The sequence below is a fragment of the Idiomarina loihiensis L2TR genome (assembly GCF_000008465.1).
Lineage (GTDB): Bacteria > Pseudomonadota > Gammaproteobacteria > Enterobacterales > Alteromonadaceae > Idiomarina > Idiomarina loihiensis.
In genome coordinates this window covers 2,637,215-2,652,522 of the sequence record NC_006512.1, presented here as the reverse complement: position 1 = coordinate 2,652,522, position 15,308 = coordinate 2,637,215, and the positions used below count along the sequence as shown (strand labels likewise).

General features: G+C 50.0%; 12 protein-coding genes. 3 read left to right on the top strand and 9 right to left on the bottom strand.

The window, feature by feature from the left end; translation table 11 throughout:
• Positions 1-47: 47 nt before the first annotated feature.
• The 7 genes from IL_RS12685 to IL_RS12655 form a co-directional block, all read right to left on the bottom strand.
• Positions 48-1,607 (bottom strand): AAA family ATPase, encoded by a 1,560-nt coding sequence (locus tag IL_RS12685; protein ID WP_011235698.1) that lies wholly within the window; start codon positions 1,605-1,607, stop codon positions 48-50.
• Between the two features lie 45 nt (positions 1,608-1,652).
• Positions 1,653-2,726 (bottom strand): 3-dehydroquinate synthase, encoded by a 1,074-nt coding sequence (gene aroB, locus IL_RS12680; RefSeq protein ID WP_011235697.1) that lies wholly within the window; start codon positions 2,724-2,726, stop codon positions 1,653-1,655.
• 18 nt (positions 2,727-2,744) lie between these two features.
• Positions 2,745-3,278: a shikimate kinase AroK gene (gene aroK / locus IL_RS12675; protein ID WP_011235696.1), complete on the bottom strand. Its 534-nt coding sequence runs from the start codon at positions 3,276-3,278 to the stop codon at positions 2,745-2,747.
• 137 nt (positions 3,279-3,415) lie between these two features.
• The gene (locus tag IL_RS12670; RefSeq protein WP_011235695.1) at positions 3,416-4,699 is read right to left on the bottom strand and encodes a type IV pilus secretin PilQ; all 1,284 of its coding nucleotides are present in this window, start codon (positions 4,697-4,699) and stop codon (positions 3,416-3,418) included.
• Complete coding sequence (locus tag IL_RS12665; RefSeq protein WP_011235694.1) at positions 4,696-5,523, bottom strand: hypothetical protein; 828 nt, start codon at positions 5,521-5,523, stop codon at positions 4,696-4,698. Before IL_RS12665 ends, IL_RS12670 begins: the two co-directional genes overlap by 4 nt.
• On the bottom strand, positions 5,516-6,052 hold the full coding sequence (locus IL_RS12660) for a hypothetical protein (RefSeq protein ID WP_011235693.1): 537 nt from the start codon (positions 6,050-6,052) through the stop codon (positions 5,516-5,518). The genes IL_RS12665 and IL_RS12660 overlap by 8 nt, the downstream gene beginning before the upstream one ends.
• Positions 6,040-6,861, bottom strand: a complete 822-nt coding sequence (locus IL_RS12655; protein ID WP_011235692.1) for a hypothetical protein — start codon at positions 6,859-6,861, stop codon at positions 6,040-6,042. The genes IL_RS12660 and IL_RS12655 overlap by 13 nt, the downstream gene beginning before the upstream one ends.
• A 190-nt stretch (positions 6,862-7,051) precedes the next feature.
• On the opposite strand from IL_RS12655, the gene IL_RS12650 reads away from it, so the two are divergent.
• Positions 7,052-9,514 carry a penicillin-binding protein 1A gene (locus IL_RS12650; protein WP_011235691.1) on the top strand — a complete coding sequence of 821 codons (2,463 nt, stop codon included), beginning with the start codon at positions 7,052-7,054 and terminating at the stop codon, positions 9,512-9,514.
• A gap of 35 nt (positions 9,515-9,549) precedes the next feature.
• Here the strand turns inward: IL_RS12650 and IL_RS12645 are convergent, their stop codons facing one another.
• Positions 9,550-11,991, bottom strand: a complete 2,442-nt coding sequence (locus IL_RS12645) for a bifunctional aspartate kinase/homoserine dehydrogenase II (protein WP_011235690.1) — start codon at positions 11,989-11,991, stop codon at positions 9,550-9,552.
• A 174-nt stretch (positions 11,992-12,165) separates the two neighbouring features.
• Here IL_RS12645 and metJ point away from each other — a divergent pair, with 174 nt between their 5' ends.
• Positions 12,166-12,489 (top strand): met regulon transcriptional regulator MetJ, encoded by a 324-nt coding sequence (gene metJ, locus IL_RS12640; RefSeq protein ID WP_011235689.1) that lies wholly within the window; start codon positions 12,166-12,168, stop codon positions 12,487-12,489.
• Positions 12,490-12,599: 110 nt separating this feature from the next.
• Complete coding sequence (locus tag IL_RS12635; RefSeq protein WP_011233734.1) at positions 12,600-13,631, top strand: IS110 family transposase; 1,032 nt, start codon at positions 12,600-12,602, stop codon at positions 13,629-13,631.
• A 316-nt stretch (positions 13,632-13,947) separates the two neighbouring features.
• Here the strand turns inward: IL_RS12635 and IL_RS12630 are convergent, their stop codons facing one another.
• Complete coding sequence (locus tag IL_RS12630; protein ID WP_011235688.1) at positions 13,948-15,192, bottom strand: malic enzyme-like NAD(P)-binding protein; 1,245 nt, start codon at positions 15,190-15,192, stop codon at positions 13,948-13,950.
• Positions 15,193-15,308: the final 116 nt, after the last annotated feature.

Here is a 15,308-nt window from a genome sequence, read left to right as displayed (position 1 = left end):
ACCCAAAGGCCGGGGGATGAAAATTGCTGACTGCGTGATTCGTCAGGCTACTGGCTATTAATGTCGCTTTGTACACTGGCAAATGACTTAGCCCAGGGCTCCATTTGCTGCACTTCAGCTGGCAACTGCGTGGCGGCTGCACGTGCTTGCTCAATGCTGGGGTAGCTGCCAAAAATAACCACATAACGTTGGTCGGCACGTTGGTAAACTTGGGTATTACCGGTTATGCCGTAGTCGTTACGGAAATCGCGCAGTAGCTGCGGGTCGCTGATAATGCTGATTTGCAGCGTATAGCTGCCAGCGTTCTGATCCAGTGCCCATTGGGTCTGGAATGGAAGTGCGCGCTGCGGTTGTGGCTCAGGTTGTTCTGCTTTAACTTCTGGTTCCGGTTGGGCTACAACGGTATCAATGCCTGCCTCAGCCGCCGACTGCTCGTTAGACTGTCCGACAGGCTCGGCTTCCTGTGGCTGTTGTTGCTTAATGAAGCCCAGCGAAATTTCACCCTCTGTAATTTCAGAGGCCGCGACGGTGTTTAATGTACCTAACGCATTGCGGTAAGACGCCGCTAATTCTGCAGGAACCAGTTCTAAAGAACGCTCGGTTAAAGGCTCAAAACTTGGCAGGCTGGCGGCTTGCTCTGTTGCTTCCGGCGCGGCTTCGGTGGCGGTATTAGTGGTTTCTTCGGCGGTCGTTTCTGCCGGTGCCGCTGATTCAGGGTTCACTTGCTGCCAATAGGCGGTTAACTGTTCTTTATTCAAAAAGCCGGCAAAAGCCAGACTAATAACAACTGTAACTAAAATAATGGGCCAAAGGCGCATTTTCCGACGGTTGTTTTGTTCCGGGCTATGTTTTGCTGTGCTCTGCTCGCTGGCGTCTTTACCGTCGGCATTCTCGTCTGTCGTGGTATCGCGATAACGGGCAGCCTGAGTGGTCAGAGTAAATTGCAGACGTTGCTGAATTTCTCCGGGAAACCCATGAATGGAATTTAAAAATTGCTGAATGCGTTCCAGGTTCCAGAAGCTGCGTTGTTTTTCTGGTAATAACGCCTGCACAAAACGTATTTGTTCGTCGTGGTTCAGTGGCTGGACTTCTATCATGGTTGGCCCCTGCACCCGCAAGTGCGGTGCAGGACGCTGCTGTTGAGCCCAGCGACTATCTCCGGTAATGATAATACTGGTGCGCTGACCAATGGCACTCAGTTGGGTAACGGTAGAAATACATTCGGCCATAAAGCTTTCGGATAGCTGTTCGCCGTTATCAATAACAACAATGGCGTGCTTTAGCGGACGCTGGCGCTGAATCTGACGACTTAACGACTCGTCGTTAATGCTGATAGTACCGAACAGTTGGTTCAGAATTTGTGCGCGGAGGCGGTCATTGGTAGAGCGCTCGTTGGCGCTGATAAACGCGACTTCAGCGTATTCTGACGCTTGTTCAAGAAAGACTTCAGCAATGGTGGTTTTGCCGCTGCCTTCTTTACCGTGCAGCATAATAAGCGACACGCTCTGCTGGCATTGCTCGTGTAGCTGGTCAATAACCTGCTGTTGGCTCGGTTTGGTTTTTACCGGCGCGGCAACAATATGTTGTGGGCTTGCAAGTGCTTGCATCTGTCTGTTCCTGTCTGTCAGCCGAATAGAGATAACGCGTTGGCGTTAGCAACATTCAGTGATCACAGCAGTAACGGTATTGTGTTCTACAGTACTGACAACTTCAGCCTGACCAATAGCAACCGGAAGAACAAAATGCAGCTGACCGTCTTTTACTTTCTTATCGCGCTGCATGTAGTCTAACCAGTCCTGCCAGGGCATTTGCGGACCCTTTGTTGGCAAGCTAAGTGCCAGCAGTAAATCTTTAATGCGTCGAAAATCTGACGAATTGAGCCGCTGTGTCACTTCTGACAGCTTAGATGCAATTATAATGCCAGCAGCCACAGCCTCGCCGTGTGTCCATGCGCCGTATTCGGTGGCGGCTTCAATGGCATGACCAAAGGTGTGGCCTAAATTCAGCAGTGCCCGCAGGCCTTTTTCGCGCTCGTCTAACGCCACAACTTCGGCTTTAATTTCGCAGCTGCGTTGAATAGCGTAGGTTAGTGCGGCCGGGTCTTGCTGATTTAATTCTTTGGCATGTTGTTCCAGCCATTGGAAAAAGTCGGCGTCGTAGATAACGCCGTATTTTACTATTTCGGCTAAACCGCTGCGGTAGTCCCGCTCAGTGAGCGTTTGCAGGCAGTCAATGTCGATAACCACCGACTTAGGCTGATAAAAAGCGCCAATCAGGTTTTTGCCCTGGGGGTGATTAACCGCCGTTTTTCCACCCACGGAAGAGTCAACCTGCGACAATAAAGTGGTCGGAATTTGGTAAAAATCGACACCGCGTTGAAAAGTTGACGCCACAAAGCCGGCTAAATCACCTACCACACCGCCGCCTAAGGCAATGATGCCACAGTCGCGGTTAAAGCCTGCGTCTATCAGAATATCCATGGCCTCGGCGTAACTGTCCAGACTTTTGAACTGCTCACCGTCGCGCATTTCAAACACTTTTACCTGATGACCGGCAAGGCTTTTTAATAGCGGCTTAAGGTAATACTGACTAATGGTCGGGTTGGTGATGACCAGCAGTTGTTGATTAAGTTTGTGCGGAAGGCGCTCTACATAATTGGGTAACAGGGCGTTACCAATGTAGATGGTGTAGCTGCGTTCACCTAAAGAGACGTTAACCTCAGCCATGAACGCAGCTCCTGTTACTTACCCAAGACCGTTAATGGACTCAAGCTGTTCGATAATGTCGTTGACCACAAACTTTGCACTTTGCTCATCGGTTTGCACCGTAATGTCGGCAATTTCTTCGTACAAAGGATCGCGCTCTTGTGCCAGTTCTTCAAGCACTTTGCGTGGGTCTTCAGCTTCGGCAATTAGAGGCCGGCGTTTATCACGCTGGGTACGAGCCAACTGCTTCTCGATAGGGGTCTTTAAATACACCACTACACCCCGAGCCGATAACCGATTACGGCTTTCTTTGCTCATGACCGAGCCGCCACCTGTCGCTAAGACGATGCCCATGTTTTCGGTAAGCTCTTCGATCACTTTTTCTTCGCGTGCACGAAAGCCTTCTTCACCTTCAAGCTCGAACACCCAACTGATTTCGGCACCCGTGCGGCGCTCAATTTCAGAATCTGAGTCGTAGAACTCTAAATGTAATTGTCTGGCGATTTGACGGCCAATCGTACTTTTGCCAGCCCCCATGGGCCCAACAAGAAAAATATTACGTTTCTCAGCCATATTCCTGCTTACATCATTGGTTAAAATTAGCTGTAACTCACGAATCCGGAGTGTCTGGAGACGTCCCCCAACCCAACGAAAAGAAGCGCGATTATCGCAACTTGAGCCCACTTTAGCAATAGTAATCGGCTTTTGGACTAACTTTGTGGCAATATCGTTGGTGTTACAAAAATCATAAGTTCCCGCTTTTCATCGCGTTGCTGCTGATGAGAGAACAATTTCCCGATTAATGGCAGCGACCCTAAGATGGGGACGCGACTGTCATCATTCAAGTTATGTTCCTGAAAGATTCCGCCCAGAACGATAGTTTCGCCATTTTTTGCCAGCACACGGGTCGACATTTCCTGAGTATCGATAGCAACAGCTGGGCCGGTTGGGGTGGCAACGGTATCGCCGCGCGTGTTCTGAGTTATGGTCAGCTCCATTAAAACATGGTTGTTGGGAGTAATTTGCGGTGTAACGCTTAAGCCCATTACCGCTTTTTTAAACTGCACGGCGGTAGCGCCGTGTGCGGCGGTTTCTACATAAGGTATCTCAGTACCTTGCTCTATGTAAGCGGGCTGTTGGTTCGACGTGAAAATTTTTGGGCTGGTAATAATTTCCGCTTTGTTCTCCTGCTCGAGCGCGGTTAATTCGAGATCCAGCAGAATATCGTCGCTCAGCCGCGCTAAATTAGCAGAAAAAGTGCCGGCGGGTGCGGCGGTAGGCAAGTCTACCTGCATGCCTTTAACAAAACTTCCGGCGTCTTCGGGTATTGCCAGACCGTATTCCGAAACACCCCAGCGAATGCCCAGTTCTTTACTGACATTCGCTTTTACGGTGACCATGCGGGCTTCAATCAGTACCTGTTTAACCGGCACGTCCAGATCATTAACCAGTTGCCGGATAGTTGCCAGTTGCTCTGGTGTATCCCGTAGAATAAGTGTATTGGTACGTGCATCGACGCTTACCGCGCCGTTAGGTGACAGAAAGCTTTGCTGCTCGTTTTTTAGTAGCTTGGCTAAGTCGCTGGCCTTTGCGAAGTTAACGCTGAGTAAAATCGAGTGATACTCGTTGCTATCTGTGGTGTGTTCACCGGCAACATCAATGCGCAGCATAGAGCCCTGCAAACGAATAGCGAGATCATGGCTGGCGATTAACGTAGCAAATGCGTCCTGCCATGCCACACCATTCAGCTTCAGACTGGACTCACCCTTCACGTTGTCGGTCATCAATATGTTCAGTTGGTGCTGATCCGCTAATAGCTGTATGAGGTCGCGCAGCGGCATTTTACGGGTGTTGAGAGATACCGGTTGTAAGCGCTGTTGTTCGCTAAGCAGGCTTTGCCAGTTTTTGTCGGCTGCATAGACTGCAGACACGGGCTGGAAACTCAGAATAGCCAGCAGCAAAAAGACATAAAAAGAGAGTCGTGTTGGTATCATTGTGAGGAATTGTCCTTAGTTAAATGGAGTTTCAACGGCTTTGCTGACCAGCATCCCGCTTGCTTTTCCCAAAGCTGAAATTCGGCGTACTCGCCGTTAACGCCTTGCAGCTGCATGAGCGGATCAGCTATCCAGCTACTTTCCGCAAGTGTTAGCAGTGGTTGATTTGGTATTTTCAACAGGGCTTTTTTTACCGGAAAGGTTTGAGTGGCAATTAACTGCACCAGCGACCAGTCACTAATGCGAGTGTCGCTTTTTATTTCAGGTTTGCCCAAACACTCGATAGGCTCTGCGATAACGTCCGGAAAGTCTGATTTAAACAACGAATGAGAGCTAAGTTCTGAGGGCGTGGGGCTGTCAGCCGGTAACCAGAGAAATTGCCAGCTTAATTTGCCGTTGTTTTCCCCGGCGTCCCGCCACTTTAGCGTTTGCGTAAATGGAAACGGTTGTCGCATTTCCTGCTGCGCTTGCATGACAGAAGCGACCAACCGCAACGCGTTCTGGTAAGTTCCGTTCACACCAACCAGCCACTGCTCAGCGTTTTCCGGGCTTTGTTGATAATAAAGGTCGACACTGTGTTGCCTTGCTGCCTGCGTTAATAAAGTGGAGACTTCCGTTTTTGGGTGCTCCTTCAAAACTGGCCCGGTTTGTTCGGGAACTTCGGGAACGGACTGCTGCAGTTGTTTCTGTTGTGTCCGAAGCTGCTCGTTTAGCTGGCTCGCCTGATAGCTTGTAAGAAAGTAACTGGCGCCAATAGCTGTCACCGTGAAAAGCACAACAACGCCGACCCATAGCCAGAGTGGTTTTTTAAGTGATTCAGCCATTAGGTTCAGCTCCGCTGTCCGCGTTTTTCTGAGGACTTGTGTAGGAGAACACCACACCTTGCTGAGGCAATAGCTGCTGTTTTAGTCCGGGTTTTACTAACTGCTTTTCCAGCCATAAATACTGTTCATTAACCTGCTGTATCTGCCGGTAGATGGCGGTGAGCTTCATTTGTGACTGGTTAAGGGAAAGCTCGCGCTGCTGGAGTTGGTGCTGTGTTCGCTCAAGCAGAGCGTAAAATGCGTTGAGCATGTCGTGGCTAGTATGCTTTCGGTGGATAAAGGACTTTTGCAACTGCTGCTGTTTTTGGTAGAGCTTCCAGCGCTTTAGCTGAATGTTCTGCTCTTCCAGTGCCAGCTTTTGCTCCGCTAGTTGATGCTTTAAGTTGCTCAGGTAACTCTCATAAGAAATGACCCATTGCACGGATACAGCGCCGACAATAAGCAGCAGGAGAATCCCCAGACAATGCAGCGCACGGTAACGTAGCCATAGGCTTTGTTCCCGCCACTGCAACAGGTTTAGCGATGCCATTGACTGAACCCCCGCAAAGCTAAACCCAGCAGCACTAATTCGTTATCTAAGGCCGAAACAATAGGGGCAACATTGTTCTGGAAAAAGGGTGCTGTAGAAAGCGCCAGGTGCTTCAGTTGTTGATTAGAAAGTTGCCGTTCAAGTTGCGACTGAATGGCTTTATCGCCAAAACTCATTACCCAGCTGAATTGATGAGACAGCTGAGCCTTAAGCAAAAAGCCCACCAAATTGTTGGTGTCGACAGAGTCGAGCCGCTGAAAGACGCCGTTTTTACAATAAAGCAAAATGGATTGTTGCTGACGGAGCTCAACGACTATCCACGCCATGTCAGTCTCGAACTTGGTATTGTCAGGCCAAAGGTAAGGCAAAACCGCATTAGCTGCCCGTACTACTGACTGATAAACGGGTTCAACCACTTGCACCGGCATTTTTAGCGGGGCCAGTAAGACCAGCAATTCCTCCAGTGCTGAACGCTGGCCAATAACCGCTTCTGCTTCTTGCCCGTGGTTATGGGTGCAGTAGTCGTAGCTTATACCGGTATTGCGTTTTAGCTGGGGCGGTAATTTTTCCAGTAATTGCTCTTCAACCTGCAGGTTATTGTCTAACGGAATTTTCTGATAGTGGGTTGCGCTGTAGTCCAGTGCCGAGACAATACTGTCTGGTTTTAAGCCCTTGTCGGTTAAGCTGCTCTGGTGCTGCTGAGAAAAATGTTCGACAACAAAATGCCGACCCCGGCGGGACAATTGTAAAACCAGACAATTTTCACGATTAATTTGCACAGCAAGTGGTTGTTGCCGAAGTAATGACATTAGACAATATCCTTATTGTAGAAAAGCCAGATGCAAGCGTAGTGTTGTGAACAAAAATCCTCCATAATAGTCAGTAAGAGTTATGAGCTAATTTATGTCGGTGATTTCGGTTTCAACACTTTGGCGTGTTTCTGGAATAAGTTCTGGCGTAAATTCTGGCGTAATAAAAATGAAGTCATGGAGCAGATAATTGAAGTGGTTTAAGCGGCTAATCTACACCTTGCTGGTGTGTATTATTCTTGGCGGGGTAACGGTTGGCAGCCTTTACTTTTATGTAAAACCGGAGCTACCCAGTGTGGAAACCTTGCGGGAGGTGCGTCTGCAGACTCCTATGCAGGTGTTTACTGCCGATGGTGAATTGATTTCGCAATTTGGTGAAAAGCGCCGAATTCCGGTAAAACTGGAAGACGTACCTCAACCGCTTATTGACGCTTTTCTCGCTACCGAAGACAGCCGTTTTTATCAGCACTTTGGGGTTGATCCAATAGGTGTTGCCAGAGCTTTTAGCGTGTTGCTCACCACCGGTGAAATTCAGGAAGGTGCCAGTACCATTACCATGCAGCTGGCGCGAAACTTCTTCTTAAGCTTTGACCGTGCCTGGATGCGTAAGGTGAAAGAGTCTTTTATCGCTGTCCACATTGAACAGTTGTTGAGTAAAGACGAAATTCTTGAACTTTATTTGAATAAAATTACCTTTGGTCATCGTGCCCACGGTGTCGGTGCAGCCGCGCAGGTGTACTACGGTAAGCCGTTAAACGAACTGACGCTGGCGCAAATGGCAACCATTGCCGGTTTGCCTAAAGCACCGTCTAACCTGAACCCTATTTCAAACCCTACTGCCTCTAAAGCTCGTCGACGCGTTGTCTTATTGCGCATGCTGGACGAGAAGAAAATTACTCGTGCTGAGTTTGAAGAAGCTGCAAATGCTCCTGTCACAGCTCGACGGCATGGCGCTGAGGTGACAGTGCACGCGCCTTACCTGGCGGAAATGGTGCGTCAGGAAATGGTGGATCGTTATGGTGAGGACAAAGCCTATAACGAAGGTTACCGGGTTTACACAACCATAAGAAGTGACGTACAGCTAGCCGCACGTCAGGCTATCTGGGATAACCTGCACAGTTATGATGAACGACACGGTTATCGCGGTCCTGTCAGCATATTGTGGTCTGCAGAGAAAAACGAAGAGCCTGTTAAAGAACCGGCTATACGACAGTATCTGGAGCAACTTCGTGTTATTGGGGCGGTAACGCCGGCGGTTGTAACCGCAGTTAAAGAGCAATCGGCTGAGGTATTAGTTAAGGGCGAGGGCAAATTAACCCTGCCATGGAAAGCGATGCACTGGGCCCGGGAGTATCTGAACGAGGAACGTCAGGGCCCGCCACCGGAAACCGCAGATGAAATTATGCAACCGGGTCATGTTATTTGGCTGCGTCGGGTAAATGACAACAGTGAATGGCGCCTGGCGCAAATTCCTGAACCGAGTTCTGCGGTGGTATCCTTGCGCCCGGACGATGGCGCTGTTGCCGCTGTTGTGGGCGGTTACAGTTTCCAGTTAAGCCAGTACAACCGTGCGTTGCAGGCAGAGCGTCAGGTAGGTTCTAATATTAAACCTTTGATTTACTCAGCTGCCTTTGAAGAAGGTTTAACTCTGGCTACGCTGGTGAATGATGCGCCCATTAACCAGTGGAACTCGGGCTCTGGCATAGCCTGGCGGCCAAAAAACTCACCCGAAGTCTATGAAGGCCCTATTCGCTTGCGTAAGGCGCTGGCGAAGTCCAAGAACGTGGTTTCGGTGCGCTTAATTCGCGAACTGGGGGTTAAAAAAGTAGCGGACCATTTGGCGAAGTTTGGTCTGGATCGCTCAAAAATTCCTGAAAACGAATCGCTTTCTCTGGGTTCGTTGTCAATGACCCCCATGCAAGTGGCTCGTGCTTATGCGGCGTTCTCGAACGGCGGTTTTCTGGTAGAGCCATACTTTATCAAACGCATTGAAGACGCCGACGGCAATGTGATTGAGGAAACCGACCCGGTGCGCGCCTGTTTTGACTGTGACAATCAGGCTCCGCAGGTTATTAGCGAGCAAAATGCGTTTCTGGTTGAACAGGCAATGAACTCGGCAGTGTGGGGCGGCGGCAGCTGGCCAAATGGCACTGGCTGGAACGGTACCTCGTGGCGCATTCAGCGCTCTAAACCTATTACTGAAGCCGTAGGCCGCAATATTGCCGGTAAAACCGGTACCACTAACGATGTTCGTGATACTTGGTTCTCAGGTTTTACATCGGATCTTGCGACGACTGTCTGGGTGGGTTTTGATGATGTTTCGCGTAAGCTGGGACGCACGTCGAAGCATCCTGAAGTCGACTCCAGTCAGCAGGCAATAACTGGCGGTGAAGCGGGTGCGAAAACGGCGCTGCCGGGCTGGATCCTGTTTATGGAAAAAGCACTGCCTCTGTTTCCGTCTCGCGACTTCGGCATTCCGCCGGGAGTGGTGAATGTTCGTATCGACTTAGAAAGCGGGAAGTTGTCGCACAAAAGCGATCACACAACGCGGTTTGAATATTTTATACGTGGCACTGAGCCTACTGAATACAGTCGCGACAACGGTCAGTCGAACGGCGACATCTTTGAAGACGATGACGACGACTTATTCTAAACAGCTAAGATCGGCGTAATAAAAGCAGGGGAGCGTTAAGCTCCCACTGCCAGTTTACTCAGCAACTGATTCAGGTCTGACTGCACGCCACCGGCGGTAACGTGTTTACCCGCGCCAGGCCCGCTAATAACTAACGGCATTTCTGAATACCAGTCGGTGTAGATAACGAAGATGTTTTCACCGGGTATTAAGTTGGCCAGCATGTCGCCTTCCGGAATGTACTCAATACCAACCTGAGCAGTAACCCGTTGTTCGTCACTGACGGTAAAGCTGGCCAGCAGTCTGGGCACTTTGCCGTCTTTAGCCGCTTCGTCCAGCATGGCTGTCATGGGCTCATCAAGTTCCGATAAGCGCTGCATAAACTCGCTAAGTGGCAAATCACGTAAATGTTCCGGCACCAGACTTTTTACTTCAATGTCCTGCCAATCCAGTTTTAAGCCAATTTCGCGCGCCAGAATCAGTAATTTACGCACTAAGTCCTGACAGGACAGATCTTCACGGGGGTCAGGTTCGCTGTAACCTCGCTCTTTGGCTTCTTTTACTAGTGAACTGAAAGTGACTCCTTTGGTGAAATTCTCAAACAGCCAGGACATGGTTCCCGAGAAAATACCGGAGATACTGCGAATTTCGTCGCCGGAATTTCGCAAATCGTTTATGGCATAATTCAGCGGTAATCCGGCACCCACCGTGGTGTTGTATAGCCATTCACGCTTATACTCGTGCTGAATGGTACGAATTTCACGGTACAGTGCCTCATCGGCGGAGCCCGCGCGTTTGTTGGCGCTGATAATGTGCAGACCGTTTGCGAACAAGCTGGGATACAGCTGCGCGACTTGTTTGGCGTCGGTTAAATCAATCACCACCAGCTCGTCGTATGGTGCATTTGGTAGCTCGCGCAACAGTTCCGTAAGTACATAGGGTCGTGCCAGGCGGTCGAAGTCTTCTGCCCACTGAGTAAGCTCTACGCCATTGTAATCCAGCCATAAACGCCTCGAGTTGGCTATGCCCATAACCCGAACGTCCATCACTTGGTTAATGCGGTCGCGCTGCTGTCGGAACAGTTCCAGCCAGGCCGTACCAATGTTGCCGCGACCAATAACCAGCACGCCCAGGCTGCGACGATAATTAAATAATTGACTGTGCAGACGATTGAGCAAGCGGTTATCAAGCTTCTGCTCCAGAATTGCAACAGCAGAGTCACCATTTTGTGTCAGGGCAAAGCGCCGCACTTTTTGTTCGGAAAGTTGCAGTTTAAAGGTCGAGAACTGGTCGGTTTCCTGAATGCGGTTACCGACAATGGCCAGCATGGAATAGCCGCGAATTTGAGTAATGGCGTCACCGGCGCCCAGACTGTCCAACCAGCCGGTCAGGTAGTCTAAGTGGTTTTGATGAAACACCAGATACTGCTGATGATTTTCCGGCTCGGTCCAGCTGACCAGTGGCTCTAATTCCAGTTCATCCAGACGTTTTACTAAGGCTTTGTCGTGCAGTTCAACCTTAAACAACACCACCTCAGACAGCGAAGTGAAGACTTTTCCGCGGGGCTGGGTATTTTGGAACTGACCAATACGCGTTTGCTGATTTTCTACTTTTAAACTGGAACGAACGGAAATGACCATGCGCTGGCGGTCGACCGGCTGAAAGGTTCTTGGGTGCAGAACCGGGCTGCCAAGACGCGCCAGTTCTTCGGCTTCGGTCCAGTCAAGTGTGGGTAAGCTGACTACGCGCTCAACTTTGCGCGGGTCTGCCGAGTAAACGCCGGCCACGTCTTTCCAGATAGTAACCTGACGTGTATCCAGCAGACTGCCTACTAAGGTTGCTGAATAGTCACTGCCGTTACGCCCCAGAGTTAAACTTTCGCCGTGTAAACCGCGGGCAATAAAGCCGGTAACAATAAAGCGGGTGCCCGAGTGAGGAGCCACTCTTTGTAATAGTTTTTCACGCGAGTGTTCTACCTGAATAACGGGTTCAGGAGCATCTGCGGCGAGTAAAAAGTCGCGGGCATCAATGTGGTCGGCGCGGGTACCCTGCTTTTGCAGTAAAGCTGATAACAAACGGGCAGACCAGAGCTCGCCGTACGAGAGTAACTCTGCGTTATGGCTAATGGTTTCGTCGCAGGCTAACCAACGACGCCAGCGAGCGAAGTCTTGTTGCGACTGTTGCAGAAGTTGCTGCTGCAAATTACCGCTTAATAATTCGGTGATCAGCCCTTGCTGAAAACTCTCTAATTGATCGAGCAGAATGCTGGCGGTGTCGCCTGGCTGCGCCTTAGCATTAATAATGGCAAGAATGCGGTTGGTTGTATCTCCGGCTGCCGAAACAACGACTAAGTCGCTGGCACCAGCGTACTCGGTGACAATTCGGGCAACGCGGCGATAGCAGAACGCATCAGCAAGACTGCTGCCGCCAAACTTATGCACCTGAACGCTGTCGGCAACGGCTTGCTTTTGCTCTTCTGTGAGCTGAGTTGTTGTCATTCCGCCTTCCTTAACTACTCGCTTGAATTAGGTAACTGCTACTAAGGCTAAAATATTGTCAGGCAAATGTCAGCAACTTTTAGCCATCTAGACGGATAAAATTTGACGGGGTCGTTCATTCGGGTACAATTCATTATAACTTATGTGGTTTTGTTATATAGCGGGACAATAACAATGAAATGGAACGGCGAATATATTTACCCTTATGCTGAACACGGTCGTAAGAGTCAGCAGGTGAAAAAAGTTACGGTCTCAATACCCACGCGCGTGTTAAAAGTACTGACCGATGAACGAACCCGTCGCCAAATTAATAATCTGCGCCATGCTACCAACAGCGAACTATTGTGTGAGGCGTTTTTACACGCTTTTACCGGTCAGCCGCTGCCGGAAGATGAAGACTTGCAAAAATCCAACCCGAATAAAATCCCCAAAGCTGTGCGCGAAGAGCTGGAAGCCCGGGGATTACCTATTCCAACCGATGAAGAGTTGGACGATTAAACAGTGCGTGTGGCCGTAGCCTGATGAGATGGTCCCCTCCCTCCTAAGCGGCATCGCAATGTGCCAATATAGAGTTTCGAAGATTCTATAGAACGGAGTGGAGAGGACCAATGGCTATTGTAAACAGAATTGCCCTGGATTTGGCAAAGGATTTTATTCAGGTTTTGGCGCTGGATGAAAATGAGCAGGAAGTTTTTAATAAAAAACTGCGCAGCAATAAAGTGTTAGCGAAGCTGGCGACGCTGAGCCGTACGGATGACTGTGAAGTAGCGGTTGAGTCCTGCGGCATGAGTCATTACTGGCGCCGCGAATGTGAAAAGCTGGGTTATAAAACGGTGGCGTTGCCACCGCGTTTCGTCAAAGCGTACCTGCAGGGTGAGAAGAACGATGCGAATGACGCCCGGGCAATAGCCGAGGCGGCATCACGACCCAACCGTCAGACGGTCAGGCTGAAAAGCATTGAGCAGCAGGACTTAGCATTGATGGTCAATCAGCGGGAAGGCTTCGTGCAGACGAGAACGCAGTTCTCGAATAGGTTGCGGGGGCAACTGGCCGAATACGGCATTCTTTTACCGAAGCGAGTCGGTACGATATTACAGAGAGTACCGGAGGTACTGGAAGACGACAGCAATGCGCTGACGCTTCAGTCACGGGACCTCATCAACCGGCTCTATCAGATGCTGCGAGCGGTGGATGAAGAAGTTAAAGCGCTGGATAAGCACTTAGCGACACAGGCCGAAAGGAATGAAGACAGTCAGCGGCTGATGACCCTGCCGGGTATCGGACCGATAACAGCGACCTCGCTGCTGGCACTGATAGGTGATGTGAGTGAATTTAAACGCGGCCGCAACCTGTCGGAATACCTGGGACTGGTACCACGGCAAAACAGCAGTGGCGGTAAAGACCGTTTAGGCGGTATTACCAAAAAAGGGAACACCAAACTCAGGACACTGCTGGTGCATGGCGCCCGCTCGGCACTGCGGGTGGCACAACAGCGCCACGACAGGCTGAGCCTCTGGGCACAGGATGTCGCTAAACGCAGAGGCAACAACGTTGCAGCGGTGGCACTGGCTAACAAGCACGCCCGGATAATCTGGGCGATGTTAAAGAATAAAGAAGATTACCGGATGACTGCTGCTTAACAGCATTCAGTAAAAGAGCACAGCGAAGGTTCATTCCTTCCGGGAGTTGCAAACGTCAACAGGATGGTAAAATAGGGTAAACCGACGACAACTGAGACTGTTGAACGTCCGTACATAAAGTACGTTAGCCTGATAAGCCAGTTGTCGTGCGGAGTTCATCCAGGCCAGGTGCGCAAAGCGCGCACCATAAACAGGCCGTATATATGCGAGCGCCCCGACATTTACCACGAGTTGCCGTTGCAAAACGGGAGGGGACCATATATGACGTTCACGTCAGGAATGGCACCTCACCTGACATAAATGTCAGGCTACGTGATTAATCCTGCATATAATTTTTTGGTAAATCGATTTTAGCTGCGCCGGACTTCACCGCGGCTTCGGCAACGGCGCGCGATACGCGTGGACACAAGCGCGGGTCAATTGGCTTAGGAATAATATAATCACGGCCGAAGGTTAATTCTTTGACACCGGCCGCTTTCAATACCGATTCCGGCACTGGCTCTTTCGCCAGCTGACGAATAGCTTCCACTGCTGCAACTTTCATTTCGTCGTTAATCGCAGTAGCACGCACATCTAATGCACCGCGGAACATAAACGGGAAGCATAAAACGTTGTTCACCTGGTTCGGGTAGTCTGAGCGTCCGGTGCCCATAATCAGGTCATCACGTGCGGCCATAGCGGTTTCCGGCTTAATCTCCGGGTCTGGGTTAGAGCAGGCAAACAGAACCGGGTTAGGTGCCATAAGTTTTAGCTCTTCTGCGCTGAGTAAGTTTGGTCCTGAAACCCCAACAAAGATATCGGCACCTTCAATAACGTCTTTTAGCGTACGTTTGTCAGTATTGTTGGCAAACAGCTGTTTGTATTCGTTTAAGTCATCGCGACGGGTGTGAATAACGCCTTTTGAGTCGAGCATATAAATGTGCTCGCGTTGTGCGCCACATTTAATTAAAAGCTCCATACAGGCAATGGCGGCAGCACCGGCACCAAGGCAAACAATGCGAGATTCTGCCAGGTTTTTACCCTGAATTTCTAACGCATTCAGCATACCGGCGGCCGTCACAATGGCAGTACCGTGCTGATCATCATGGAATACCGGTACATTGCAGCGCTCTATTAAGGCTTGTTCAATTTCAAAGCACTCAGGGGCTTTAATGTCTTCTAAGTTAATACCACCAAAGGTATCGGCAATGTTAGCAACGGTATTGATAAAGTCCTGAGTAGTACGATGATTCACTTCAATATCAATAGAGTCGAGTCCGGCGAAGCGTTTAAATAGAAGAGCTTTACCTTCCATGACCGGTTTTGATGCCAGCGGTCCCAGGTTTCCTAAGCCAAGAATGGCAGTTCCGTTAGTAATAACCGCAACCATATTGCCTTTGGCCGTATAACGGTAAGCCGCGTCCGGGTCCTGAGCAATTTCCCTAACCGGCTCTGCGACGCCCGGACTGTAGGCCAAAGCTAAATCTTTGCTGGTTTCTGCGGGAGTGGTGAGTTCAACCGAAATTTTACCCGGGGTCGGGTATTCGTGGTAATCCAGTGCCTGTTGGCGAAAATCTGTCATGCGGTGATACCTGAGTCTGGTTATCAGAATGCCAGTCAGTCTATCGCTTTTATGCTAAGAAACAAATCTTACCTCCGTCTTTATGCCGAATGACGAGAACTAAATTTAATGAGTGT

Excerpts from the sequence above, each read along its gene's own strand:
- IL_RS12685 (WP_011235698.1), bottom strand. The coding sequence starts at position 1,607 with ATGCAAGCACTTGCAAGCCCACAACATATTGTTGCCGCGCCGGTAAAA.
- aroB (WP_011235697.1), bottom strand. The coding sequence starts at position 2,726 with ATGGCTGAGGTTAACGTCTCTTTAGGTGAACGCAGCTACACCATCTAC.
- aroK (WP_011235696.1), bottom strand. The coding sequence starts at position 3,278 with ATGGCTGAGAAACGTAATATTTTTCTTGTTGGGCCCATGGGGGCTGGC.
- IL_RS12670 (WP_011235695.1), bottom strand. The coding sequence starts at position 4,699 with ATGATACCAACACGACTCTCTTTTTATGTCTTTTTGCTGCTGGCTATT.
- IL_RS12665 (WP_011235694.1), bottom strand. The coding sequence starts at position 5,523 with ATGGCTGAATCACTTAAAAAACCACTCTGGCTATGGGTCGGCGTTGTT.
- IL_RS12660 (WP_011235693.1), bottom strand. The coding sequence starts at position 6,052 with ATGGCATCGCTAAACCTGTTGCAGTGGCGGGAACAAAGCCTATGGCTA.
- IL_RS12655 (WP_011235692.1), bottom strand. The coding sequence starts at position 6,861 with ATGTCATTACTTCGGCAACAACCACTTGCTGTGCAAATTAATCGTGAA.
- IL_RS12645 (WP_011235690.1), bottom strand. The coding sequence starts at position 11,991 with ATGACAACAACTCAGCTCACAGAAGAGCAAAAGCAAGCCGTTGCCGAC.
- metJ (WP_011235689.1), top strand. The coding sequence starts at position 12,166 with ATGAAATGGAACGGCGAATATATTTACCCTTATGCTGAACACGGTCGT.
- IL_RS12635 (WP_011233734.1), top strand. The coding sequence starts at position 12,600 with ATGGCTATTGTAAACAGAATTGCCCTGGATTTGGCAAAGGATTTTATT.
- IL_RS12630 (WP_011235688.1), bottom strand. The coding sequence starts at position 15,192 with ATGACAGATTTTCGCCAACAGGCACTGGATTACCACGAATACCCGACC.